We start from the raw sequence: 26,820 nt of genomic DNA, 5'->3' as shown, positions 1-26,820 counted from the left end.
ACTCATACCTCTTTACATAATATTTTTACTATTAAAGTTACTCCACAGTCTTCATTTCTTATTATTTGGAGCCCATACCCTTCCCCATATTCATTAACAATTCTTTTATTTACATTTACTATTCCTATGGAATTGCCTTCCTGTTTATTATTTAATAATTTGTCCTTTATTTTCTCTAAATCTTCATTAGAAATACCTTTACCGTTATCTATTATTTTTATAAAAATAACATCTTCTTCTTTAGTTACATCTATTTTTAATAAGTTATCATTATCTTCAAATCTAATCCCATGTACAAAATAATTTTCAATTAATGGTTGAATAGAAAATTTCACAATTTTATATCTTTCAACATCCTTTGGACAATTTATTTCAAAATTAAAATTATCATAGTACCTAAATTTAAATATTTCTATATACTTACTACAATAGTCTAGTTCATCCTTCAAAGTTATTATGTTACTATCTTTTACTTGCTTTCTAAATAAGAAGGAAAGTGTATATAGCATATTTCCAACTTCTCTATCTCCATTACAAATGGCTTTCATTCTTATCGATTCTAGAGTATTGTATAGAAAATGAGGATTAATCTGATTTTGTAATGCTATCATTTCTGCTTTCTTTTGTTCAATTTCTGCTAGATAAATTTTTTTAATATATTCATTTAAGTCCTTACACATTAAATTGAAATTCTCAGAAATATAATTGATTTCATCATTATCAGATGTTATTGGAATTTCTATATCTAAATTACCATTCTTAACTTTTTCCATAGCCACTAATATGTTGTCTGTTCTATCACTTAATAGTTTTAATTTAATATATAAAATAGATAAGGAAATTAATAAAACTAAAGTATCAACAAAAAATATGGATCTAATTAATCCCTTGGATATTTTATTAACATCACTCTTTTCCATCTTAGCTACAGAAATTATTGCTGAAGAGTTCATGCTCTTATTTATATAATAGTTCTTATCTAGTTTTACCTCCCCGTCACTCTTTATTATCTCATCATAATATTCATATTTCTCATAATCATACTCCCCATCAGAGTTGTAAATAATGTATCCTTCATTATCCAATATTATTACTTGATGTTCGCCGTCATATTTTTTTACTATATCTTTTACATTATTTAAGTTATAAGTAAGGATTATTAATCCTTCACTTTTTAAATTTATTGGATCTCTGACTTCTCTAATAAATCTTAGTGTATTTTTATCTGAATAAATTCCATTACCTCTTTCTTCTATAGGAATATCTTCTTTATATGCACTTGTTACTTTAATTTGATTTTTTCTATTAAAGGAACTTCTCTCCATTCTACTATAGCTTACAAATGAAATTTCCTCTAAATTGTAATTTAAGTTAAATGAATTTTTCACAAATCTTTCTGCTCCATTATAGTAGTTACTTGAGCCTTCAGATAGCCTGTCCAACTTATCTTTTATATAAGAAATAGTATCGCTTTCCATAAATCTAAGTATATCTTCCACAACACTTAAATCACTATACATATTTTTTATGATTAACTCACTAGAATTGTTTATCTTATTTATTTCATCATTTACATCGTAAACTACTTTTTCATTAATATAGGATTTTACCTCTCTATTATGCTCTAAAAATTTATTTACAAAATAAAAATCTAATGTTGTTATTAAAAAAATAGTAACTACTATATTAGTTGCAAATAACCTTTTATATACCGTAGATTTTGTTATTTCCATATTTCTACCCTATCATCAATTTTTAAATTTTATTTTATGTATACATTTAATCATATTAATATTCTTATTTAAAGCTTTTCATAAGTGCTAATTTATATTTTTATTGTACTTTTTCTAGATAAATCTAGAATTTTTACATAACAAATTGAATTTGTGAATTTATTAAACTATACTACATATTACAAGTAAACATTTACGGAGGGATTTGTGTGTTCAATAATTTCTTTAATTTTGAAAAAATCTTTGATTCATTTAACTATGTTCTCTGGTTTTTCTTATTGAATATATTTTTTATGATCTTTAATTTTCCTTTAATTCTCTTCTTTATATTTATCGGCATAAGTGCTATTTTTGAATATTTTCCTTTATTTTTAATCTGTTTACTTCCAACTATGCCAGCATTTACTGCATTACTATATTGCATGAATAAAATAATAGTAAATAAAGATTTAGACATCATTAAAGATTTCATAAATGGAATTAAACTAAATTTCAAACAATCATTTCTAACTTGGTTCATTGAACTATCACTTGTAACTATACTTTACTTTAATATACGATTTTTCTCTTTAATAAAACATAACCTACTCTTAATTTGCTTATTTTCTACCATTTTAATTATTTTAGCTGCTGTTACCCCATTTATTTACATACTTATTAGCAGATTTAAAATGAAAACTATTGCCACCTTAAGAACAGCATTTATTCTATGCTTCACAAGACCAATATTATCTATAACTAATTTATTATTGTTTATTTTTTCTCTGATTTTATTTGAATTAGCTCCTGGTCCAATAATATTATTTATCTCTAGCCTACTATCTTTCTCATTACTATTCGTAAATAAATCACTATTACATGAACTAGATATTATATCAAAAGAACAGAATATTTAGGATTAATAAATACACGATATATTTTAGGAGGATTATTAATGGAATATATTAATGAAAAACTTACTATTTTCAAAAATACATTAAAAGAAATAGGAATAGACCTTTCAAAATCAATTGAAGATGAAAAACTAAAAAAATTATTTTTAAATTGTTTTATAAATACTATTGATACAACTGTGTTTTATGAGGAAAATGATACTTTTATTATAACTGGAGATATTCCTGCAATGTGGCTTAGAGATTCAACTTCACAGGTAGAGCTTTATTTACCCTTTGTTAATAAATACCCTATACTTAAGGATTTATTTATTGGCTTAATTTATAGACAAGTTAAGTGCATTAAAATAGATCCATATGCTAATGCCTTCAATAAAGAACCTAATGGCCAAAAATGGGATAATGATATAACTAAGGATAGTCCCTGGGTTTGGGAAAGAAAATATGAAATTGATTCTCTTTGTTTTCCTGTAAGAATGATTTATAAGTATTGGAAGACTACAGGAGACATAAGGTTTTTTAATGATGATATTAAAGATGTTTTTTATACAATTATAAATTTATGGGAGACTGAACAATATCACGAAGGTAAATCTGATTATTCTTTTCAAAGATTGAACTGTCCAGAAAGTGATACATTACCTAACAATGGATTGGGAAATCCAGTTACTTTCACTGGTATGACTTGGTCAGGCTTTAGACCCAGTGATGATGCATGTAAATATGGATATTTAATACCATCAAATATGTTTGCAAGTGTTGTTTTAACATATATAGAAGAAATTTCTAAAGAAATATATAATGATTACTCTTTAAGCCTTAAAGCTAAATCTCTAAAAACACAAATAGACGAAGGTATAGCAAAATTTGGTGTAATAGACCATAAGGATTTTGGTAAAATTTATGCCTACGAAACTGATGGGATTGGTAACTACAATTTAATGGATGATGCTAATGTTCCTAGCCTTTTATCAATACCATACATTGAATATAAATCAATAGATGATGAAATTTATCAAAACACTCGTAAATTTATTTTAAGTAAAAATAACCCTTATTATTATGAAGGTAAATATGCTTCTGGAATAGGGAGTCCCCATACTCCTGAACAATATATATGGCATATCTCACTTTCAATGCAAGGTCTAACATCTAATAACAAATTAGAAATAGATGAATTACTGAAAACTTTAATTAATAGTGATGGGGACACCTACTATATGCATGAAGGTTTTAACTGCAACAATCCTAATGAATTTACAAGAGAATGGTTTGCTTGGTCTAATTCATTATTTGCAGATTTCATATATAAAAAATTAATTAAATAACTTCAAATGAGAAATGGAGCTTCTTTTACGATAGCTCCATTTATTCTTTAAATTATTTAGTCTCTTTCCATTCATCTATTTGTTTTTGCATTTCATCTATAACTTTATCTATACCTTGTTCTTTTAACTTAGCATTTAGCTTTCCTAAGTACTCATCTACATCAACTGATCCACTAAATATAGCTGATTTAAATTCTTCAATAACATTATTTATTGCAGCGATTTCATTAGAAACACTTGAAGAATCAAATTTAAATCCTAATGCTGGTGATATTTTTGAAGCATCATTAAAGTCTTTGAATTCTTCCCATTTAGTATCTGGTTCACTTTCTAATTTATAAGTTATAAATAAGTTTCCTAGTGAGAAATATGGTACATCATAATTCTTTTGCTCTGGATTAATAAGCTTTATATTGTCATCTGAAACCTTCTCATAATGAACACCTTCTACACCATAGTTTATAATATTTCTTAGAGTCTTATCTGTATTTAATAATGATAAGAACTCAAAAGCCTTATCTTTATTCTTAGAATTACTTGATATTGCAATTAATGATCCTGTTGTAGAAGCATTTGTTATTAAAGTCTGTACTATAGGTGTTGAAACTACTGGATAGTTTAATGATTTTGACCAAAGTTCATCAGCATATGGTTGTCCATCTGCTTTTGTTACAAATCTTTTAACTGATGTATCATCTTGAGCAGTTGCAGAATCTGCATTTATATATCCAGCTTGATAATACCTTCTTAAAGTATTCAATCTATCTTTCATTTGTTGTGTTTCAAATATATTCTTTATAGTTAAAGATGTGTCATCTGATTCTATACCAACTGGATCTACTATTGAATCAAAGAATACTCCATAAGAAAAACCTTTAGTAATATATAGAGGAACTACATCCGGTTCATTTTCCTTTATAATTTTTAGCCATGGTTCTAAATCTTCTAAACTGTGTATATCTTGATATGGTATTTTATATTTATCGACATACTCTTTAGTAAATACCCACATTGGTGCCACTCCTAGCTCTTTTTGATTTGGTGCACCATAAATCTTACCATCTATAGTTGCTCCTTCCCAAAATCTTGGATCAATAGCTTCTTTTAAATCCTTTCCTTCATCAGAATTTAGATATTCATCTAATTCTAAGAAAGCTCCTTTTCTTGAATTTCCTAAATAATCTCCTGCCCATGATGATGTAAAGGCTAAATCATAATCTTCACCTGAATTAATTACAACAGACATTTTTTGATTATAATCACCAAAACCTATAAATTTCATATCTAGGTTAACATTTATTTTATCTTCTAAGTATTTATTTGCTTCAGCTAATACCTTATCTAAGTCTTTTGGTTCTTCTCCAATTGCATACCATGTTAAAGTAGTTGGACTTCCATTATTTGATCCAGAAGTTTCTGTCGCTTTGCCACATCCCGTCAAGATAGCTGAAGTTGCCATTATTGCAAAAGTTGCAATGGCAACCATCCTTTTTATTTTTCTCATTATCTTGTCTTCCCCCTTATTTTTATAACGTTTACAAGAATTATTATAATATTTTGCAATATCTTTTTATAGTGTACTTATTTCATATTTCATTAACTAAATCTAGGTGAATTATAGAAAATAAATAAAAAATAGACCCAGGAGAAATTCCACTAAGGTCTATTTTTTATAAGACTTTTTATTATCAAAAGTATTCTAATCTGAGTTTAATGAATAACACCACATTATCTTATTTTTAATTATATTTTACTTCCATTCAAAGCCTATAGCATCTAAAAATGCTCTTGCTATAGCCATATGGCCAGTAGCATTTGGATGAACTCTATCTAAAGCAAATGTAGCTGAATAATTATTTTCTAAAAGCTCATCAAAGGCCCTTTGTGTATCTACAAAAATTGCATCATATTTTTTTGCTAGCTCTTTAACTACCTGTCCATATTTCTCTGTTTCTATTCTCATTAGATCATCTTTATTGCTTTCAATAAAGAATGGTGTAATTAAGATTAATTTCTTTAGACTTGGTAATGTCTTTTGAATTAACTCTTCTAAAGTGTTTCTATATTCATCTATATATACATGATCTTCAACTCTTAAAGGATGCTCGAATTGCCTCCAAATATCATTTATACCTATCATTATAGATAAATAATCTGGGTTTAATTCCAGTACATCTCTATCCCATCTCTCCTTTAATTCCCTTACTCTATCTCCACTTGCTCCCATATTAATAACTCTATTGTTATTGTAATTATAAAAACTCTTTAATAAAGCTGAAACAAAACATACATAACCGAATCCTTCTGCTCCATTACTTCCTTCCCCTATAGGCTGCCTTCTACCACAATCGGTTATTGAATCTCCTATCATAACTAATTTAGTGTTTTTTTCTAGTAACATAATTTCACTCCTACTCTTTTAGTTCACGTATATTAATATTGAAAATCATATAATTAAGAGGCTAAGAAAATAGCATGTACTCTCCTAGCCTTTTTAGTCTAACTATTTCGTTGTAAATAGTGGAACAATGCCCCTATAAGATTTGCGTCATTTTCAAATTTGCACTTTTCTATTAAAGGTCTTATTTGGGCATTAGTAATTTTCCCCATTATTATATCTAACTTTTCATTTATTTTATCTATAAAATCTTCTCTACTACTTATTGCTCCGCCCATTACTATTTTTTCTGGATCATAAGTATATTGTAAGTTAAATATCCCCATTGCATTATAAAAATAGAAATCATCGATTGCTTTTATGCAAATCTCATCTCCATTTTCAGCTAATTCGAATATCTTTCTACCATCAATTTCATCTTCTGATACTCCTTTTGCCTTAGCAACTATTCTTAATAGTCCGCCAGTTGCTCCTACCTCACTCCAAGTTCTAAAAGATGAATCTTCACCATTTCTTACACAGTCTAATATAAAATATCCGAATTCTCCACCTTGAAGATTATTGCCTCTATGGATCTTCTTGTCCTTTATTACAGCTCCACCAATTCCAGTTCCACAAACTACGAAAAGAACATCCTTATTGTCTTTTGCACTTCCTTGCCATACTTCACCTAAAGCTGCGCAATTCGCATCATTTTCCAATTCCACTTTAATTCCTAAGTCCTCTCCAAATATCTTCTTAAAGTTTGGTCCATGTATACAAGGTAGAGCACTGGCACCTCCTATTAATCCTGTATCACAATCAACTCCACCTGGAGCACTTATTGCAACCCCTGCAATATTATACTCCATCTTAGCCTTTTGAATTTCTGCAATCATTGAAGCTTTAAAAATTTCAAAATTATTTCTTTCTGATTTATAACTTCCTTTTGTTATAATTTTCCCATCTTCAGTCATAATAGCATGTTTTACGCTACTTCCACCGATATCAAATACAATATACCTGTCCATTTTTTCTCTCCCTTTTCTATACTTCTTTGACTAATATAGTCTATTTAGTGTTAATTACTTTTAAAATTTCTCTAATTTATTTTCAGATTTTTTAACCTCTTCATTTATGCATTTTTTAAGCATATTTTATTATTAAATCCTTTTCATTTTGAACAAATAGCTACTCATCTACTATATCTAAATTATATCTATGCTTACATAAAATGTCTATATTTTTATATTCCACATATATATATAATATTATCTGCAATAAAAAAGCTATAATTATTTAATAATTATAGCTTTAAATTCATGACTATCATATCTATGTCTAGAGAAAGAATATTCAAATACTTTTCCATTATCTAAGTATCCAACTCTTTCTATTTCTAGTACAGGCTCATCCGATTCCAACTTCAAATATTTTCTATCTAAATCATCAGATTTACTAGCTCTTGCTGTAGAATGACAACTTTGTATCTTATATTTTAATTTTTCTTCTATGTAACTATAAATTGACCCCTCAACATCTACTCTTTTTATTGATGGAAAAAGATATAAAGGCATATATGTTTTTTCTATTACAATTGCTTTTCCATCTACATATCTAACTCTATGTATAAAACAAACAAAATCTTCCTCATCGATTTTAAGATTCTCTGATATTTTTTTATCAGAATTTATTATCTTAAAATCCAATACTTCACTTTCTATATTATGTCCTCTCATTATTGCACTTAATCCAGCAAATTGATTTTGAATAGATAAATCCACTATATCATCCTGTGATATATCTTTTACAAAGGTCCCTGCTCCCCTTCTTTTCACTATTAATCCTTCAGCAACTAACAAATCCAATGCCTTTTTTACTGTCATTTTACTAGCATTAAACTTATCGCACAAATCCTTTTCAAAGGGTAATTGATCATTAGCTTTATAGTCTCCATTAGCTATTTTTTGTTTTATCGAAGCAGCTATTTCCTCATACTTGGTCATCTTTACAATCCCTCGCTTTTACTTGATATAATTATTATATATTATAGAGTATACATCTACAATAAAAAAGTGGCTATATAGCTACTTTAGAACTTACGGAAAAATATAAAAATCTATAAAATTCTATTTCAATTTTATTGTATTATTGATAATATTTTTACCAAATGGTAAAATATTATTAACAAAAGTATATCAATTATAAATCAAATTTTATATTATTTGGAGGTGAATAATATGACGTCTAAAATGACTGACTATAAAGCCGACAGAAAAAAAATAACTTCTAGAATAAAAAATAATCCTAATTATGAGACAAATAATAAAAAGATCATTTTAAAAAAATTGTGGTTATTGCTTGTAGTTATATTTATTGTTATTGGTATTTTTTCATCTATTAAAAAATATAACAATTATATAGCTAGTATCTATTCTGAACCAAATAAAGACACCTTTGAACAAGCTACTAAAGCTGCCAAAGCATATTGGAGGTTTGCTCCATTATATCGTGATGACATAATTGACCAGTTAATATATGAAGGATTTACTTATGATGAAGCAGTATATGCTCTTGAGGAAAATGACTATTAAACCTTCTAATATTCTAGTTTTTAAAATTATAATAAATAGACATATATTTATTTTTTTACTATTGAAAACGGAGCTAGGTAATCCTGCTCCGTTTTTATATTATTTATAAATTTTATTTTCTTTTAAATATTCTGAATTTTTTTATTAAATTATCGGATAACTCTTTAATACTTTTAGTTCCCCTTTAATTTTATACTTTCCTAAGCTTGCTGGAATTAATAAACTATCTCCCATTTTTATATCTTCTAAGAAGTTATTTCCTTCGATTATTCCTTCTCCCTCAACGCAAGTATACATATCAAATTTATCTTCATCACTTTTATCACTATATTCATTAGTTATAGAAAGTTTTTCTATTCCAAAATACTCATTTTTACAAAGAATACTTTGTAAATATCCATTATGTTTTACTTCTTCTTTTTCATTTAAATTTTCACATTGAAGGTCAAAGTTAATAACATCTAATGCTTTATCAACATGAATTTCTCTTGGTCTGCCATAATCATATACTCTATAAGTTACATCACTATTTTGTTGGATTTCTGCAATAATAACCCCTTCACAAATAGCATGAACTAATCCACTATTTATTAAAAAACAATCTCCCTTTTTAACTTCTATTCTATTTAAGAATTCTTCAACTTTATTATTTTTTATTGCATCTTCAAACTCTTCTTTAGTACAATCTTTAGTTCCAACTATCAAGGAAGCACCTGGTTTTGCATCTATTACATACCAAGCTTCAGTTTTACCATAATCACCTTCATACTTTGCAGCATATTCATCTCCTGGGTGAACTTGTACTGATAATTTTTCCTTAGAATTTATTAATTTAATTAGTAAAGGTAATTTTTCTAAACTCACCTTATTACCAACTAAAGCATGTCCATATTTATTTATTAATTCATCAAATTTAATCCCTTTAAATTGACCATTTTCAACTTTTCCTGTTCCATTTGGATGACAAGCTATATCCCAGCTTTCTCCTATTTCTCCTTCAGGCATATTATTTCTAAAAGTCTCAAAGTCTCTGCCCCCCCAGATTTTTTCATAATATAGGTTTTCAAATCTAATTGGATACATAACACCCCTCCTTTAAATATATATACTTTTTGTTTTATTATATATCTTTTTTCAATTATTTCCCAATGTATATTTAAAAATATGTAATCTTTTTAAACATTTATATTTTTATTATATGGCATAATATATAAAAATACTAATATTTTTTGTATTTTATATTCACATTTATAAATGTATATTTTTTTTATATGATTTAATTTGATATTTCTTACTTCGTATTTAATAGTATTATATTAAATTTTAAGTGTTTTTTAGAAAATAATACCAGGAATTAAAAATACTTTCTCTCAAATAATATTAATACGAGGAGTGATTTATATGACTAAAAAGAAAAATGATTATTTACCAGGCTATAGAACCAATTATATACCTGAAGAGCATGCTTTAATTAGCCATGGTAAAACAGAAGGTCCATCGTCCCCATTGCCAAGTACGGTGGAAGATCCTATAGTTGTAAATAATATTTCTAATGTGGAGTTTGATTATACTGAACAACCTGACGTTTTTTCAGATGATGATTTTTAAAATTACATAGGAGGGATATATTATGACTAAATCTAATAATAAAAAGAAAAGAACTGATGGAACTATCCCAATGAAAAATAAATCAGTAGCTGTACCATCAAATATAGCTAATGCATCTACTTCATTAACTAATAATGCAAATAGGGATGAAGTTGCAACAGTAATTAAAGGTAAGCAAATGTACTAATTAATAATTAAAATATTTTTATAGACAACTACTTAATTATTTTTATCTTTATCGATAATTATAGTAGTTGTCTTTTTTCGCATTTTGTTAATTTTATCTATTTAAATTTATATTAAGGAGATTTGTATGTTTAAGAAAGTTAAAACTAAAACTAAAACTAAAACTAAAAGGTTTAATAAAATATCAGTTCAACTTAAATTAATATTCACTTTAATGATTGCTTTAATAATATTCACATGGGGTTTAGGAATCTATAGTACTAATAAAGTTAATAAAGCATCTGAAAATCTATACTTAAATAATACCCTTGGAATTTCATACATAACTGAATTATCTGAAAACACAACATATAATTATCTTAGCAGTAAGATATTAATCAATTCTAAAGATCCTATAGAAAGAAATAATTTAATTGAAAATATCCAATATAATGATGAAAAAAATTTAAAATTAATAGACTTGTATAATTCTACTATAGAGCTTGAGACTGATTTGGAATCAGGCTTTGATAATAAGCAAAGGTTTGATGAAATAGTAATTAACATACAGGCTACTAAAGAGCTTACTGATAAAATAATATCTTTAGTGCAAGATAATAAAAATGATGAAGCAGCAAATTACATCAAAGAACTTGATAGTATAAGGACTTTTCTTTCCACTAAAATGAATAAACTAGTAGATTTAAATAGTACTTGGGCTGATAATTCCCTTAATGAAAATAAAGCTACATATTCTTATACACTTAAAGTATCTAGTATAGTATTAATACTATCATTATTATTTGCTCTTACATCAGCTATAATGATAACCTCTAAAATAACAAAATCAATAAAGAATTTAATGAATCTATCTAATAGGTTAGCAGAATATGATTTATCTCAAAGTATAGTGATAAAAAACAAAGATGAATTTGGTGAAATTGCAACTTCTATGAATATAGCCCAAGAAAATTTAAGGGATATAATGAACTCTGTTATAAATAGTACTAATGAAGTAAATGCATCTAGTCAGGAGTTAGCAGCTGCTATTGAAGAAATTACTTGGCAATTTGATCAAATTAATGAATCCTCATCAGAAATTAGCTCTTCTATTCAAGAAACTAGTGCGATAACAGAAGAATTAGCTGCTTCTATAGTGGAAGTTAGTTCTAGTCTTGATGTGCTTTCGGATAAAGCTACCGATGGTAATATGAACTCAGAAAAGATACAAAGAAGATCAACCAAAATTAAAGATAATACTGATTATGTAATACATAATACAAATAATATTTATAAAGACTTTGAGGAAGATATAAAAGCTTCTATAGAAAAGGGACAAGTTGTCAATGAAATAGTAAGTATGGCAAATTCTATTGAAGAAATTGCTGAACAAACAAACTTGCTTGCATTAAATGCAGCTATAGAAGCAGCTCGTGCTGGTGAACATGGTAAAGGATTTGCAGTAGTTGCTGAGGAAGTTAGACTTCTAGCTGAGCAATCTAAAGATTCTGTTCAAAAGGTTAAATCCACAATAAATGAAGTTAAATCCGCATTTAATAATATAACTCATAGTAGTAGTAATCTACTTCAATTTATTGATAATGAAATCATGAAAGAGTTTAATAGCTTTTTAAATGTCGGAGATAAATATGAGAAAGATGGAGTATTCATTAAAGAAATGAGTGAAAATATTGCATCTATGTCTGAGGAAGTCTCAGCAACTATGTCTGAATTAAGTGATGCAGTTCAATCCTTAGCATCTATGTCACAAAGTTCTTCTGGTAACCTTGATAATGTGAAGAATAGTATACTTGATACAACTGATGCTATAAAAATGATGGTTAATACAGCAGAATCACAATCTCAATTATCACAAGACCTTTTTAAATTAGTTTCTAAATTTAAACTGTAAAAGTAATACTAAAAGAGCTTCCTTTGATTATAATCTAGATAGGGAGGAACTTGATATAGTAAGCAGAGAAAATCAAAAAAGTTAATATAAATTAAATATTTTTAGGTAACTACTTAATTATCATTATATATTTACGATAATTAAACTAGTTGCCTTTTTTTATTAATTTAAATTTATATAAGGAGATTGGTATTATGAAAAAAGCTAAACGTAAAAAATCTACAATAAAATTATTTCATAGAATTTCATTTAAACTTATCCTTAACTTTTCTATAATAATTGCATTATTACTATTTATTTGGGTTTTAGGTCTATATAATCTGAATAAGGTTAATAAAGCTTCTGAAGAACTTTACCATAAGAATAATCTAACCACTTCATATATAAATGAGATTAATGAAAATTCTACATATAATTATCTTAGACGTAGATTATTAGTTACAGTAACTGATAGTCTTGAGAGAAAAGATTTAATTGAAAATATAAAATATACCGACACTAGAAATGAAGAAGTACTTACTAAGTATGGAGAAACAATCCTCACAGATGAAGATAAGAAAAACTTTGATGAAACATCTTTAAGTTTTAAACAACTTAAAGAAGCTTCAGCTAAATTTTTAAAATTAATTCAAGATGATAAAATTGATGAAGCAAAAATTTATCTTAATGAAATTGATACTATAAGAAATGATTTTAATCTCAAGTTAAATAAAATTGTAAAATCAAATTATCTTTTGGGAGAAGAATCACTTAAAATGAATGCAGAAAATTACGATACTACCACTAGATTAACAACTACTATTTTAATAGTATCATTAGTAATAGCTATAACTTCTGCTACTCTAATAACATCTAGTATAACAAAATCACTTAAGAAAATCTTAGCTTTATCTATCAGATTATCACAATATGATTTATCTGAAAAAATAGAAATAAAAAATAGAGATGAATTCGGTGAAATTGCTGCTTCATTAAATATAGCTCAAGATCAACTAAAAAATATTATAAAATCAGTTATTGAAAGTAGTCAAAAAGTAACTTCTTCTAATGAAAACTTAGGTTCTGCTATTGGAGATGTTACTGCGAAATTTGATGAAATTAACGAATCATCAACTGAAATTAATTCTGCAGTTGAAGAAACTAGTGCAATAACTGAAGAGTTAGCAGCCTCAATAACAGAAGTTGCATCTAGTATTGAAGTTCTTTCTGAAAAAGCCACTGACGGTAATATTAATTCAGAAAATATTCAAAAAAGAGCAACTGATATTAAAAACAATACTGAATATGTAATTAATAACACAAATAATATTTATAGAAACTTTGAAAATGAAATAAAAATTGCTATTGAAAAAGCTAGCGTAGTTAATGAAATTGTATATATGGCAAATTCTATTGAAGAAATTGCTGAGCAAACAAACCTTTTAGCCTTAAATGCAGCTATAGAAGCAGCTCGTGCAGGGGAGCAAGGAAAAGGCTTTGCTGTAGTAGCTGAAGAAGTTAGAGTTCTTGCTGAGCAATCGAAGAATTCTGTTCAAAATGTTAAAAATACAATTAAGGACGTTAAATTAGCATTTAACAATATTACAGAAAGCAGTAATAAACTTCTTCATTTTATTGATGATGAAATTATGAAGGAATTTAATGGCTTCATAAATGTCGGTGATAAATATGAAAGAGATGGAGTATTTATTAGAGAAATGAGTGAAAACCTAGCTTCTATGTCCGAAGAAATTTCTGCCACAATGCTTGAATTAAGTGAAGCTGTACAATCCTTGGCTTCTATGGCCCAAAATTCTTCTGGTAATATCTTTAATGTAAAAAATAGTATTAACAATACTACTTCAACAATAGATACTATGGTTGATACGGCACTACTTCAATATGAATTATCAAATGAACTTTATGAATTAGTATCAAAATTTAAGCTGAAATAACTTAATTAAACTATTCAAACCATATAATAAAAATAAGGCCAGAAGTTACTTCCTCTAGGAAGCTAACCGCTGACCTTATTTTAGTTTATCTTTAAGTATCATTATCCTTACACTCATAATTTTCATTTTATATGGCAATAATATATTAAGTTTTGTTAACCTTTTTTACAATAATATTGCATGGTATTATATTCTATTTTAATTTATTTTTATGTATAATTACTATATAACTACTAACATTAATTAGATTGGAGAATAAATGGAATCAAAATATTTGATAGTCATATCTTTTGATGCTGTTTCATCTGAAGATATCGATAAATTAAAAAAATTAGATAATTTCAAATACTTAATAGATAACGGAAGTTTAATAACAAATGTAGAAAGTGTTTATCCAACATTGACTTATCCAGCCCATGTTACAATAATGACTGGAATGTATCCTAAGAATCATGGAGTTATAAATAATACTTTAAATAAGTTTTCTGATATAAATCCAAATTGGTACTGGTATAGAAAGTATATAAAAACAAATACCTTATATGATTTAGCAGCTGAAAAAGGCTTGACTACCGCGGCTTTATTATGGCCAGTTTCAGGTCGTAGTAGTATTAATTATAATTTAACAGAAATCTTTGCACCGAAACCTTGGCAGAACCAATTAGTTATGTCAGCTTTATCCGGAAGTCTTAGATATCAATTAGATTTAAATAAACGTTTTGGACATTTAAGAAAAGGATTATCTCAACCTGCCTTAGATAACTTCGTACATGAATCTGCAAAATATACTATTACTAAATATAAGCCTAATTTGCTTCTTATTCATTACACTGATGTTGATACTAATAGACATCATCATGGATATGATAGCAAGGAAGCTAATGATGCTTTAATAAGACATAATGAAAGATTAGGAGAGATTATTAAAAATTTAAAGGACGCAAATATATTTGAAGAGTGTACTATTGTCGCATTAGGAGATCATAGTGCTTTAGATTGTAGCCATATGATTAGACTAAATTCTTTATTCAGAGAAAATGGACTTCTTAAAGTTAATGGGAAAGGAATTATTAAATCTTACAAGGCAGTGGCTAAAACTTGCGATGGTTCTTCTTATATTTATTTAAAAGATAAGAATGATATTGAAACCTCCGAAAAAGTTATTAAATTATTAGAAGAACTAAAAAATAGTAAAGATTCACCAATTGATTTTATACTAAACTCACGAGAAGCTAAAAATGAAGGGGCAGATCCTAACTGTAGTTTTATGGTTGAAGCTAGTAATAACTTCTATTTTGTTGATGAAACTTTAGGAAATATAATAGAAAAAGTTAATAAGCACGAAGTCGGAAAAGTATCTCATAGAGCCAAAGCTACCCATGGATATCATCCATCAAAAACTAATTACAATACCTTCTTTATAGCTTGTGGCAAAGGTGTAAAAGAAGGAATCCAAATTGATGGTGGTAAACTAATAAATCATGGTCCAACTCTAGCTAAAATACTTGGTATAAATATGGGTAAAACTGACGGAGTTGCAGAAGATAGAATATTAAAATTATAGTTATTCATAATTTATATATTTTAAATAAGACCTTATAAGAAATGGAGGAACTTTATGAAATCATTAACTAAACAAGAATTAAGCTGGGCATTTTATGATTGGGCTAACTCAGCATATTCAATGACAATTACATCTACTATATTACCAATATATTTTAAATCAGTAGCAGCCTCTGGAGGAATGTCATCCTCTAACTCTACAGCCCTTTGGGGCTATACAATTTCCTTATCTACTATGATAGTATCATTACTTGCACCAATCCTTGGTACTATAGCAGATTATAAAGGAAATAAAAAGAAGTTTTTTAAATCCTTCTTTAGTATTGGAGTATTATTTACAACTTTACTTGCATTTGTTCCTGAGAATAATCCCATTTTACTATTAATATGTTATGGATTTGCCTTAGTTGGTTTTTCTGGGACTAATATTTTCTATGATGCATTCTTAGTAGATGTAACTACTAAAGAAAGAATGGACAAGGTTTCTTCTTATGGATTTGCTCTTGGATATATTGGAAGTACTATTCCTTTTATAATTTCAATAGCAATTGTTCTACTTAGTCAAAAAGAAATATTACCTATTAGCCTTGCTCTTGCATGTAAGATAAGCTTTTTAATTACATCAGTTTGGTGGTTAATATTTAGTATACCAATACTTAAAAACGTTAATCAAATATACTACGTTGAACCTGAAAAAAATCCTGTGAGAAAATCCTTTAAAAGATTATTTTCTACACTTAAAGCAATTAAAAATCATAGAAATATATTCTTATTCTTAATAGCATATTTCTTCTATATTGATGGTGTAGATACAATTATAGGTATGGCAACTTCCTATGGAACTGACCTTGGAATTTCAATGATATCTTTACTTATAATTTTATTAGCAACTCAATTCGTAGCTTTCCCATTTACAATATTATATGGTAGGCTAGCAGAAAAATTTGGTGGTAAAAAGCTTCTTTATGTAGGCGTAATTACGTATACTATCATTTCTATTTATGGATATTTTATAAAAACTACATTAGATTTTTGGATTTTAGCTATGGCAGTTGGATCAGCTCAAGGTGGTATTCAAGCAATTTCCAGAGCCTTCTATGGTAAAATGGTACCTAAAGAAAATGCCAATGAATTCTTTGGCTTCTATAATATATTTGGGAAATTCGCAGCTATTATTGGACCATTCCTTGTAGCTATAATAACACAAATAACAGGACAAACTAGAAATGGTATCTTAAGCTTAATAGTTTTATTCGTTATAGGATTCATCTGCTTAACAAGAGTTGATGAAAACTTAGAAGCAGAAAAATAGGAAATAAATAGGAGCTGTTGCCACAGCTCCTATTTATTATATATTTAAGACTCTACTCTAAACATTATTAAAAGTTATCTTTTCTAATACGGTCATAATAATCTATTGCATTTCTATTATATACTTCATTAAAATTAATAGAGGATAAAAGAAAATCTGCAGTTGACTTGCTCATAGCAATAGCCACATCATATAAAACTGCTATTCTTAATAATGCTTTAACATCTGGATCGTGAGGTTGAGATGTTAATGGGTCCCAAAAGAAAATCATAATATCTATCTCCCCATTAACTATAGCAGCACCTATTTGTTGATCTCCGCCCATAGGTCCACTTTTAAAGCCTTCTACATTTAATCCTGTTTTTTCATTAATAAGTTTTGCTGTAGTTCCTGTACCACAAAGTTTATGTTTATTTAATTCTTCCTTATGTTCTTCTGCCCAATTAATTAAGGCTTTCTTCCTATTATCGTGAGCAATAAGTGCTATTCTCTTCTCTTTTCCCATTGTATAAACTTCCATAATTCTCCCACCATATCTTACTTTCAAATTTATATTTCTAATAAAATTATACATATACAATGCTTATTTTACAATTAAAAGGTGGTGTCCCACAATGTAAAATGAATTACATCAATAATTCTACATTCTTAATTAAGGAGCTGCTTAGACAGCTCCTTAATTTTTGTTATTTTTATATTACATAGCTTATATTATTACTTCGATATTAAGTCTTCCAGAATCCTTCGGAATTAAATTACTACTTGATTTTTCCCCATTAATATAAATTCCTTTTTCTTCTCCTCGTCTAATTATTATATTGTAGTTTTCTAACTTATTTTTAATATTAATCTCATACTCATTCCAGTCTTCTGGTATACATGGTTCTACTTTATAGCCTTCTCCTTCTATCTTCTTTAAACCTAATATATCTTCTAATCCTACCTTATACATCCAACCTGAAGCTCCAGTATACCAACTCCAGCCACCTCTTCCTCCATGAGGTTCTTTTATGTAAACATCAGCTGCCATTACATAAGGTTCTACCTTATATCTTCTCGCCTCTAATTCTGTATTAGAATGATTGATAGGATTTATCATATTATAGTATTTCCAAGCTTTTGCTCCAAGTCCTAACTTAGTTAGTGCAAGGATTACCCAAACAGCAGCATGTGTGTATTGACCTCCATTTTCTCTTACTCCAGCAACATAGCCCTTAATATATCCAGGTTCTAGGGAGGATTTGTCGAAAGGTGGTGCTAATAACTTAATCAAGCCTTTATCCTTATCTACAAGATATTTATCTACTGCTTCCATAGCTTCAATAGTTCTTTCCTCTTTACCTGCCTCTGATATTATAGACCAACTTTGAGCTATAGAATCTATCTTACATTCATCATTTTCTCTTGAGCCTAAAGGCTTACCACTATCAAAATATGCTCTTCTATACCAGCCTCCATCCCAAGCTTCTTTTTCAAGATTCTCTTTAATGAAATCTCTGAACTTAATATACTCTTTCTCTTTCTCACTATCCTTCTTATATTTACAAATTTCTTTGAAGCCATCTAAAATCTTATATAAGAACCAGCCAACCCAAACACTTTCACCCTCACCCTTATTTCCAACAGTACTCATTCCATCATTCCAGTCACCGCTGCCCATTAAAGGTATATTATGTCTACCGAACTTAAGACCTCTATCTATGGCTTTCATACAATGTTCATAAATACTTCCGTCTTTAGTTGATTGATTTACTATTGTATATCTTTCATCTTCTCCATTTCTTAAAGGTTCATCTTCTAAATATGGCGCCTTCTCATCTAAGATACTGTAATCTCCTGTTGAGTTTATATACTCTATAGTTACATATGGTAGCCATAGTAAGTCATCTGAAAATCTAGTTCTAATACCAGAGTTAATTACAGGATGCCACCAATGCTGAACATCACCTTCTAAATATTGTCTAGATGCACTTCTTAATATCTGCTCTCTAGTTATAGATGGATTTAAAATTCCTATGGACATGGAATCTTGAAGCTGATCCCTAAACCCATATGCTCCACCACTTTGATAAAATGCAGTTCTAGATAAATATCGACAACTTAATGTCTGATACATCAACCAACCATTCAAAAGATAGTCCATAGAAGGGTCTGGTGTCTTTACTTGTATATTTCCTAGGAAATTTGACCAATATTCTTGAACACCATCTAAAGCACTATAGACATTTTTCATATCTTTATACTTATTTATCTTCTCTTCTATTATTGATTCCTCTTCCTCTTCACCTAATAATATAACTACTTCCTTTTCTTCTCCAGCCTCTAAATATATATTTAATTGAGCTGCTAAACAAGGATCATAGATGCTTCCAGATATATTGTTTAAATTTTCTGTATTTAACGCTTTAGGATTACCTAAGTCTTCACCTATTCCAATAAAGCTCTTTCTATCACCTGTGAAACTTTGATTTTCTTCACCTTGTATAGATAGATAAGCTTTTAACTTACCAAAATACTTAGAATATGGATTAGCACCATAAATATAATTATTCTCTATCTTTGTACTTATATATTTAGCACTGCCATAACTATAAACTCCAAGTACTAATTGAGCATAATAGAATAAAGATAAGCTTCTATTACTATTTGATAGATTCTTAAGTTTAACCTTACATAATTTTAGCTTTTCATCCTTAGGAGCAAATACTTGCATTTCTCCTTCAATATTATAGGCTGTATGCTTAAATGTTGAGTATCCAAAACTATGCTTTATTGTATATTCTCCACCATCTCTTATTGGCATTGGAGTAATAGTGAAGTAAGTTCCCATATTATTATCTCTAATATATAGGGCTTCTCCTGTTGGATCGCTTACCCAATCATTACTCCAAGGAGTAATTTTATTTTCTCTACTATTTCCACACCAAGTATATGTAGAGCCTACTTCAGAAATATGGAATCCAAAATCATTATTAGAAATTACGTTTATCCATGGAGCAGGAGTATTTTCATAATCCTTAAGCTTAATAACATAACTCTTATCTTTTTTATTAAATCCTCCATATCCATTAAAGAAATCTAGATTCTTTGCATCATCTAATTCTTCAGACTTATTTAATGTAGAATTCTCTATATTTATGTAATTTATATACTCATCTGCATTAATAACCTCTCTGAAGTTTTTATTATTTGAAGCTTCTTTTATTAGCTCCTCTTGAATTAATATTTCAGTCTTTTTCTTATCTTCCTTATTTTCAAAGTTCTTAATATAATCTCTTTCATTAATATTAACCTTTATTCTATTTATTGGAGCTACTTCTTCACTATTCTTATATTTATCATAATCGTAATTTACAGCTTCAACTAATTGCTTTGATAAATTCCCTTTTTCTGAATCAATATATAACTTAGAAATTCCAATTAGGAATTTTTTTATTTCTTCTCCCATAGTGGATTTATTATGAATGAATATTCCACCGGATTTATTTATATATTCTCTTTCTAGTGAGTTCTTGACTGTTGATATAATGTCCTTTTGGAGAGGTTCCTCATAGGATAATTCTTCTTCATTATAGATAATTAAATCTGCTTTAATACCTTTATTTCTAAAATAGTAATGCATATTAATTGTTTGTCTTAATAAATCAATATCCTCTTCTCCATAAATAATTAATAAAATTATAGGTAAGTCACCAGATATTCCATAAGCCCATAGATTTTCTTGATTCATACTTATATTTCTAATATAATCTTCTCTATTTTTTCTACCACTATGTAGATAAAGTAAATAAGATGCTAGGCTTTGATAGATATTAGCTTGTGCTGACCTAATTCCCATGTGCTTAAGCTCTAAGGCATTGGAATAATTATAAGAATCTAATGATTTTTCTATAACAGGAATATCCTTATACTTATCAATTAAGCCTAAAACTTCTTCCTTGGATTCACCAACACCTGTTAAGTAATATATAACTCCTTCTTCTCCAGGCTTTAATGTTATTCTACCTCTAATACTCATTATTGGATCTAATACTGTACCAACAGTATTTTGGAGTGGAGCATCATTATCCATAACTTCTGGTGATTTTAGATTTCTATTTCTTCCAATGAAGTTTAACCTTGAAGTTTCATAAGTTATATCTCCCTCTAACTCTTTATTACTAACTAAACTATGACTAATGTAATGTGTAATTGCTCCTTCAGCTCTTGGTCTTCTATTTCCAATTAAAGCTTTAGATGCCTCATCATATTCTGTGCTTATGAATAGATTAGAGAAGCTTGGATGAACTGCATCTCCTTCGAAGGATTGTAGTGTTACTTCTAAATAGCTAGTAACTTCTATTGTCCTTTGCTTTTCTGCATTATTCTTTATAATTAATTTTCTAAACTCTATATTATCTTCGCTTGATAACATAACCTCATATTTTGTATTAATGTTACCATCATTTCTCTCAAACCTTGCCTTATCCAAAGTAAATTCAACTGTGTAGTCATCATTTTCTTCTTTACAAGGCTCATAAGTAGCACTCCAATAATCATTTGAATTTAAGTTTTTTATGTAGAAGAACATTCCACTAGAGTCGGAAGTACTATCACCCTTCCATCTATAAACTGTCATATCATCTTTTCTAGAATATCCACTACCATTATTTGAAATCATAGTTGAATAGCTTCCATTGGAAAGTAATAGAACTTCAGGATTTTCCCTTTTACTTCCTTTAAATATTCTTGGAATAAATTCTTCTCTTTCTATAATCTTGTTATTTGCATTATTAATATCTACATCTCTATCAAAGACTATATATTCTGGAACTCTTTCTTTTAATAATATTTCTACAGCTTTAATTTCTGGGATACTATGAAATCTTTCTTTTAATATATTATTGTTAATTACATTATCTAAAGCTAAAAGAGACATTCCCAAATGATGAACCATATAACATCTTACTTCTTTAGGAGAATCTTTCCCTTCACTATAATCTATTGCTTCAATAAAGCCATATCTTCCATAAGCATTTATATCATATAGTTTCTTCAAATTAGATAAAGAAGCTTTTGTATCTAATGGCAATGTCATAATAGATGAATATGGAGAAACTACCACTTCATCTTCAAGCCCTCTCTTTAATCCAATTCCAGGTACACCAAAAGCTTTATATTGATAGTTTTGGTTTATATCAAAAACATAATATGCTGATTCTGATATTCCCCATGGTATATCCTTTTTCTGTCCATATGCTATTTGCCCATTTAAAACAGATGAATATGTTAATGACCAAATAGTGTTATCAAATGATTTCATAAGTTGGAATGGCATGAAATATTCAAACATAGTTCCACTCCAAGAAGCTAGTGTTTTAAATCCAAAAGGCCTACTCATATTTCTATTTAAGTTATACCAGTGATCTTTTGGAATTTCTCCTCTTGCTATTGTTAAGAGTGATGCTATTCTAGCTTCTGAAGCCATTAAATCATAATAAGAATTACCTAAAGATTTTTCTTCTACATTAAACCCAATAGAAAATAGTCCTCTATCTCTGCTATATAGAAAATCAAACTTCATATCATCCATAATACTATCTATTTCTGATGCTAATACTAATAATCTCTCATCAAATTCTTTTAACTTAATTATTTTCTTATCTAAGATTTCTTTAAATTCATCCCCAGAAGCTTCTTTAATATCTTCTAATATATCCACTATTTGAAGCAAAGTTGGAATTTTATAGTCATTAAGACGATCAACTAGTATTTTTTCTATACCATCAAATATAAATTCATAAAAATCTATTTTATATTCTAATTCTTTTTCTAGCTTTTTTAACCAATAATTCTCTTTCACTTTACCTTCTGAATCATTCTTAGAATTATCTAATTTAGATTTAACTTTATTTAATTCTTCTACTAATATATTTTTATATTCCTTTATTTCTATATCATCTAAAAGCCCATCATAAACTTCATCTTTATCATCTTTTCTAATCAATTCATATGTATCCTTTAAAGATGAGATTTCTTTTTCTCTAATTATTGGTTTATTTCTAAAACTAAGAATTTCTTCCTTAATTATCCACAGGTATCCTAATAAATTTCCACTATCTACTGTGGATACATATCTTGGCCATAGGGATAACTTTGTTTTTGTATCATACCAGTTTAAGTAATGCCCTTTATATTTTTCTAATCCCCTCATACCATCTAATATTAACTCAAGCCTATAAATTACTTCTCCTATGGATAAATATCCTAAATCATAAGCAACTACATTACTTATTAATCCCATTCCAATATTAGTAGGTGATGTTCTATATGCTACTCCCTTATAAGGCTTCTCTTGATAATTATCTGGAGCTAAATAATTATTTTCTTCATTAACGAAGTCTTCATAGTATGCCCAAATCCTTCTAGACATTTCTCTTATGAAAGCTTCATCTTCGATTTCTAATCTCTCTCTAATTATCAATTCTTCTTTTGATATTCTACAAGCAACAAATGGTGCTATAGCCCACAATATTGCAATTGCTATTGCAGTTACTACTATTTCAAAGGAATTTAAAAAACTAAGAAGTACAATAATTATTGAAATAACTACACTAATCCACATTTTCTTATAGTACCATGAATATGTATTTTTAACTGAAGCCTCTACCTTCTCTGCTGATTTCCATTGAAGTAGATTTTTCTTAGATACAGTTAATCTATATAAAGTTCTAATTACTGCATCTAACATTAAATAAGCTTGATATGGTATAAAGCTTATTATAAGTATAATTTGTTTTAAATTTTTGAAACTTCCCATTAATTTTCTTTTTGGTGTAACTACAAAATCTGTAACTGTGAAAACTAATGGTATTATTATTGCTAAGAATAATAATATTGCTATTTGCATCGCTCCACTAAGTACTGTTAATGTTGAAATCAATCCAATTAAAAGACTAGGGGCAAGTAAACTTCTTCTTAGATTATCGAATATCTTCCATTTTGATATTGGTGATAGCCTCCTAGAAAATAAGAAACTTACAACTTGCCAGTCTCCTCTAACCCATCTATGTAATCTTAATGCACTAGATATATAACTTGATGGATACCCATCTACCACCTCAATATCGGTAACTAATGCACATCTTGTTAATAATCCTTCAATCAAATCATGTGATAGAACTTTATTTTCTTTAATTTCATCCTTTAAAATATTAAAGAAACTATTGATTTCAATTATCCCTTTGCCTGTAAATATCCCTTCTCTAAATAAATCTTGATATGTATCTGATGCTGCTACAGAGTACGCATCTACCCCTGCATCCCCCGCAAATATCTCTGAAAAATAAGTTTTATGCTTATCTTCTAAATTAACACTTACCTTTGGTTGCATTATGCTATAGCCTCTTAATACTTTGTTATCTTTAACATAAGGCTTATTTAATATATGGCTCATAGCTGAAATTAATTTCTTGGCACTACCAATTGGTAAGAAAGTATCACTATCTAGAGTAATTATATATTTTGAATCTATTATATTAGTTATATCTCCACTTATTATATTGTAACTTGTATGCTTCTCCCCTTTAATTAAGGCCATAAATTCCATAAGCTTTCCTCTTTTTCGTTCATAGCCCATGTATATACCTTCTGAGTTATTAAATAACCTTCTTCTATTTAAAAAGAAGAATCTATTTTCATCTTGTGAATATTTATTATTTAAGTCATTCGCAAGCCTTATTCCTTCTTCATTAATAGCTTTATCCTCTGCCTCTATTTCATTTTCACTATCTTGTAAGTCTCCAAGTAATGCAAAGAATATATTCTTATCTCTATTTCCTAGATAATAAACTTCTAATTTCTTCATTAAATTTACTACATCTTTACTATTACTTAAAATTGCTGGAATAACTACTATGGTTTTATCTGTATTAGGCACTCCATTAGAATAGTCCATCTTTGGAATAAATCCGACCTTTGTAATTTTTGCTACAAACCAGTTAAATAACGCTATAACTATCTCACTAGATGGAATAAGCATTAATATAAAAGCAAAAATATACTGCCCAATACTAAAGGTAAGTGGAATAAGATATGTTAATAGCAAAATTACTAAATCCACTAAAATAGTTCCAAATATTATTGATGATATATATATGCCTTCTGAAAAACTCTTATTTATATTTTTATGTATTTCAAATCTTTTTAAAAGTTCTTCTGCCCCATCATCAACTATGTAATAGCCAATATGTTTTTTGAAAATATCTTCATTATCTAAGTATAAGCTACTAAGCTCTAATGCTGTTTTTATTAAATCAATTTCATTTATATTAGTCTTTCTAGATATTTCTTCAATCTTATGTCTATAATAATCTTTTGTTTCAAAATCCATATTGTTATAAATACCTGATGGATCTTGCATTAATAATTTTTCTGCATTTGAAGTCTCATTAAAGAACCTCTTCCAATTGATTGAATCCATTATTCTTAGGGAATTTATATTAGTTCCTATAGCTGTTGCTATACTTCCTTCTTTAATATGTTCCTTTATAATTTCCTTTTCAAAATTACTATTTTCTTTCCCTTTTAATCTCTCTAAAGCAAATTTATATATTCTCTCATCATCTATAGAGTTATCTCTTAAAATGGTAAAGAACTTATCTATAAATTCAGGTGAAAATAAACCATCATGTAAGATATCTGAATCTCCCATATAATTATTTTTAGCTTCATCCTCACTATCTTTACCTTTATCAATCATAGGATACTTCTCTTGAAGCTTATTTAATAAGCCTTCTATATCGTCTTTTTCATACCTATCTATCACTAGGTTAGCTAGCTTTTTTGCTCCAAGCCTTTGCTTTTGAAGCACTACCATATCATTTACTATTACTCCAAGATTAATAATTAAGGCTATCCTTAACATTAATGGGAATGCCCATAACTCTCCTATTGAATACTCTTCTTTTTGATTATTAAGAAATCTTATACTTTCCTCCTCATCTACAACATTATTATTTGATTCAATATACTCCTTTGCTAAACAATAAATCCTTGGATAAATAAAGCCCTCTATTTCTATATTGGGTAAATTCTCAAAGTAGCTATAAGGTAAGTTATGCTTTATTGTCTTAAATTCCTTTTCAATTAAATAAATATTATCTAGAAGCCATTCTGCTGAAGGTATAACCTCTTCTCCCTGCTTCCCTAACTTGTTCAAATATTTATGATTATGAAGAATCCCCTTAAAGGCATCATTTAGTTCCATAAGTACAGTTTCTCTACTGTTTCTTAACACTTTATCCTTCACAAATAATTCCCCTTTCTTCTAAATCTTTTATTATTAATGTATTTTTTGCATTAGATAGATTTATTATTTGCCAAAAAATCAAATATTAATCATATGGAATTTTAAGGATTAT

General features: G+C 28.0%; 17 protein-coding genes. 9 read left to right on the top strand and 8 right to left on the bottom strand.

Going from position 1 to position 26,820, the window contains the following annotated elements; translation table 11 throughout:
• Window positions 1-2 precede the first annotated feature (2 nt).
• The gene (locus QK892_RS07675; RefSeq protein ID WP_317272957.1) at window positions 3-1,733 is read right to left on the bottom strand and encodes a sensor histidine kinase; all 1,731 of its coding nucleotides are present in this window, start codon (window positions 1,731-1,733) and stop codon (window positions 3-5) included.
• Between the two features lie 293 nt (window positions 1,734-2,026).
• Between QK892_RS07675 and QK892_RS07670 the strand changes: the two genes are divergently transcribed.
• Window positions 2,027-2,629, top strand: a complete 603-nt coding sequence (locus tag QK892_RS07670) for a DUF624 domain-containing protein (RefSeq protein ID WP_317272991.1) — start codon at window positions 2,027-2,029, stop codon at window positions 2,627-2,629.
• A 38-nt stretch (window positions 2,630-2,667) separates the two neighbouring features.
• Window positions 2,668-3,954, top strand: coding sequence for a glycoside hydrolase family 125 protein (locus QK892_RS07665; protein WP_317272956.1), 1,287 nt, complete (start codon window positions 2,668-2,670; stop codon window positions 3,952-3,954).
• A gap of 52 nt (window positions 3,955-4,006) precedes the next feature.
• On the opposite strand, the gene QK892_RS07660 is transcribed toward QK892_RS07665, so the two are convergent.
• The 4 genes from QK892_RS07660 to QK892_RS07645 all read right to left on the bottom strand — a co-directional run bounded on the left by QK892_RS07660 (window position 4,007) and on the right by QK892_RS07645 (window position 8,337).
• On the bottom strand, window positions 4,007-5,458 hold the full coding sequence (locus QK892_RS07660; RefSeq protein ID WP_317272955.1) for an ABC transporter substrate-binding protein: 1,452 nt from the start codon (window positions 5,456-5,458) through the stop codon (window positions 4,007-4,009).
• Window positions 5,459-5,704: 246 nt separating this feature from the next.
• Window positions 5,705-6,355, bottom strand: coding sequence for an SGNH/GDSL hydrolase family protein (locus QK892_RS07655; protein WP_317272954.1), 651 nt, complete (start codon window positions 6,353-6,355; stop codon window positions 5,705-5,707).
• 98 nt (window positions 6,356-6,453) lie between these two features.
• Window positions 6,454-7,362: an ROK family protein gene (locus tag QK892_RS07650; protein WP_317272953.1), complete on the bottom strand. Its 909-nt coding sequence runs from the start codon at window positions 7,360-7,362 to the stop codon at window positions 6,454-6,456.
• 264 nt (window positions 7,363-7,626) lie between these two features.
• A complete protein-coding gene (locus tag QK892_RS07645; RefSeq protein WP_317272952.1) occupies window positions 7,627-8,337 on the bottom strand; it encodes a GntR family transcriptional regulator in 711 nt (236 codons plus the stop codon).
• A gap of 234 nt (window positions 8,338-8,571) precedes the next feature.
• Here QK892_RS07645 and QK892_RS07640 point away from each other — a divergent pair, with 234 nt between their 5' ends.
• Window positions 8,572-8,925 carry an Ltp family lipoprotein gene (locus QK892_RS07640; protein ID WP_317272951.1) on the top strand — a complete coding sequence of 118 codons (354 nt, stop codon included), beginning with the start codon at window positions 8,572-8,574 and terminating at the stop codon, window positions 8,923-8,925.
• A 144-nt stretch (window positions 8,926-9,069) separates the two neighbouring features.
• Here the strand turns inward: QK892_RS07640 and QK892_RS07635 are convergent, their stop codons facing one another.
• A complete protein-coding gene (locus tag QK892_RS07635; RefSeq protein ID WP_317272950.1) occupies window positions 9,070-10,008 on the bottom strand; it encodes a type I phosphomannose isomerase catalytic subunit in 939 nt (312 codons plus the stop codon).
• Between the two features lie 318 nt (window positions 10,009-10,326).
• Between QK892_RS07635 and QK892_RS07630 the strand changes: the two genes are divergently transcribed.
• From QK892_RS07630 to QK892_RS07605, 6 genes are all read left to right on the top strand, one after another.
• A complete protein-coding gene (locus QK892_RS07630) occupies window positions 10,327-10,533 on the top strand; it encodes a hypothetical protein (RefSeq protein ID WP_317272949.1) in 207 nt (68 codons plus the stop codon).
• Between the two features lie 22 nt (window positions 10,534-10,555).
• Window positions 10,556-10,720 (top strand): hypothetical protein, encoded by a 165-nt coding sequence (locus QK892_RS07625; protein WP_317272948.1) that lies wholly within the window; start codon window positions 10,556-10,558, stop codon window positions 10,718-10,720.
• Between the two features lie 126 nt (window positions 10,721-10,846).
• On the top strand, window positions 10,847-12,610 hold the full coding sequence (locus QK892_RS07620) for a methyl-accepting chemotaxis protein (protein ID WP_317272947.1): 1,764 nt from the start codon (window positions 10,847-10,849) through the stop codon (window positions 12,608-12,610).
• A gap of 194 nt (window positions 12,611-12,804) precedes the next feature.
• Entirely contained in the window at window positions 12,805-14,544 is a 1,740-nt protein-coding gene (locus tag QK892_RS07615; protein WP_317272946.1) for a methyl-accepting chemotaxis protein, read from the top strand.
• A 259-nt stretch (window positions 14,545-14,803) separates the two neighbouring features.
• Window positions 14,804-16,108: an alkaline phosphatase family protein gene (locus QK892_RS07610; RefSeq protein ID WP_317272945.1), complete on the top strand. Its 1,305-nt coding sequence runs from the start codon at window positions 14,804-14,806 to the stop codon at window positions 16,106-16,108.
• A 54-nt stretch (window positions 16,109-16,162) separates the two neighbouring features.
• Window positions 16,163-17,419, top strand: coding sequence for an MFS transporter (locus QK892_RS07605; protein WP_317272944.1), 1,257 nt, complete (start codon window positions 16,163-16,165; stop codon window positions 17,417-17,419).
• A 67-nt stretch (window positions 17,420-17,486) separates the two neighbouring features.
• Here the strand turns inward: QK892_RS07605 and QK892_RS07600 are convergent, their stop codons facing one another.
• Together QK892_RS07600 and QK892_RS07595 are read right to left on the bottom strand one after the other, a co-directional pair.
• The gene (locus QK892_RS07600) at window positions 17,487-17,939 is read right to left on the bottom strand and encodes a methylglyoxal synthase (RefSeq protein WP_317272943.1); all 453 of its coding nucleotides are present in this window, start codon (window positions 17,937-17,939) and stop codon (window positions 17,487-17,489) included.
• 186 nt (window positions 17,940-18,125) lie between these two features.
• Window positions 18,126-26,708 carry a GH36-type glycosyl hydrolase domain-containing protein gene (locus QK892_RS07595; protein ID WP_317272942.1) on the bottom strand — a complete coding sequence of 2,861 codons (8,583 nt, stop codon included), beginning with the start codon at window positions 26,706-26,708 and terminating at the stop codon, window positions 18,126-18,128.
• Window positions 26,709-26,820 lie beyond the last annotated feature (112 nt).

Origin of the sequence: Clostridium lamae, from assembly GCF_033043255.1 — a bacterium.
Classification (GTDB): Bacteria; Bacillota; Clostridia; order Clostridiales; family Clostridiaceae; genus Clostridium; species Clostridium lamae.
The sequence above is the reverse complement of the archived record's forward strand: the minus strand, read 5'-3'. Positions and strand labels throughout refer to the sequence as shown.

Bases quoted from the DNA above. Each gene is read 5' to 3' on its own strand.
- QK892_RS07630 (WP_317272949.1), top strand. From the start codon at position 10,327: ATGACTAAAAAGAAAAATGATTATTTACCAGGCTATAGAACCAATTAT.
- QK892_RS07665 (WP_317272956.1), top strand. From the start codon at position 2,668: ATGGAATATATTAATGAAAAACTTACTATTTTCAAAAATACATTAAAA.
- QK892_RS07620 (WP_317272947.1), top strand. From the start codon at position 10,847: ATGTTTAAGAAAGTTAAAACTAAAACTAAAACTAAAACTAAAAGGTTT.
- QK892_RS07635 (WP_317272950.1), bottom strand. From the start codon at position 10,008: ATGTATCCAATTAGATTTGAAAACCTATATTATGAAAAAATCTGGGGG.
- QK892_RS07625 (WP_317272948.1), top strand. From the start codon at position 10,556: ATGACTAAATCTAATAATAAAAAGAAAAGAACTGATGGAACTATCCCA.
- QK892_RS07660 (WP_317272955.1), bottom strand. From the start codon at position 5,458: ATGAGAAAAATAAAAAGGATGGTTGCCATTGCAACTTTTGCAATAATG.
- QK892_RS07600 (WP_317272943.1), bottom strand. From the start codon at position 17,939: ATGGAAGTTTATACAATGGGAAAAGAGAAGAGAATAGCACTTATTGCT.
- QK892_RS07640 (WP_317272951.1), top strand. From the start codon at position 8,572: ATGACGTCTAAAATGACTGACTATAAAGCCGACAGAAAAAAAATAACT.
- QK892_RS07615 (WP_317272946.1), top strand. From the start codon at position 12,805: ATGAAAAAAGCTAAACGTAAAAAATCTACAATAAAATTATTTCATAGA.
- QK892_RS07655 (WP_317272954.1), bottom strand. From the start codon at position 6,355: ATGTTACTAGAAAAAAACACTAAATTAGTTATGATAGGAGATTCAATA.
- QK892_RS07670 (WP_317272991.1), top strand. From the start codon at position 2,027: ATGATCTTTAATTTTCCTTTAATTCTCTTCTTTATATTTATCGGCATA.
- QK892_RS07675 (WP_317272957.1), bottom strand. From the start codon at position 1,733: ATGGAAATAACAAAATCTACGGTATATAAAAGGTTATTTGCAACTAAT.
- QK892_RS07650 (WP_317272953.1), bottom strand. From the start codon at position 7,362: ATGGACAGGTATATTGTATTTGATATCGGTGGAAGTAGCGTAAAACAT.
- QK892_RS07610 (WP_317272945.1), top strand. From the start codon at position 14,804: ATGGAATCAAAATATTTGATAGTCATATCTTTTGATGCTGTTTCATCT.
- QK892_RS07605 (WP_317272944.1), top strand. From the start codon at position 16,163: ATGAAATCATTAACTAAACAAGAATTAAGCTGGGCATTTTATGATTGG.
- QK892_RS07645 (WP_317272952.1), bottom strand. From the start codon at position 8,337: ATGACCAAGTATGAGGAAATAGCTGCTTCGATAAAACAAAAAATAGCT.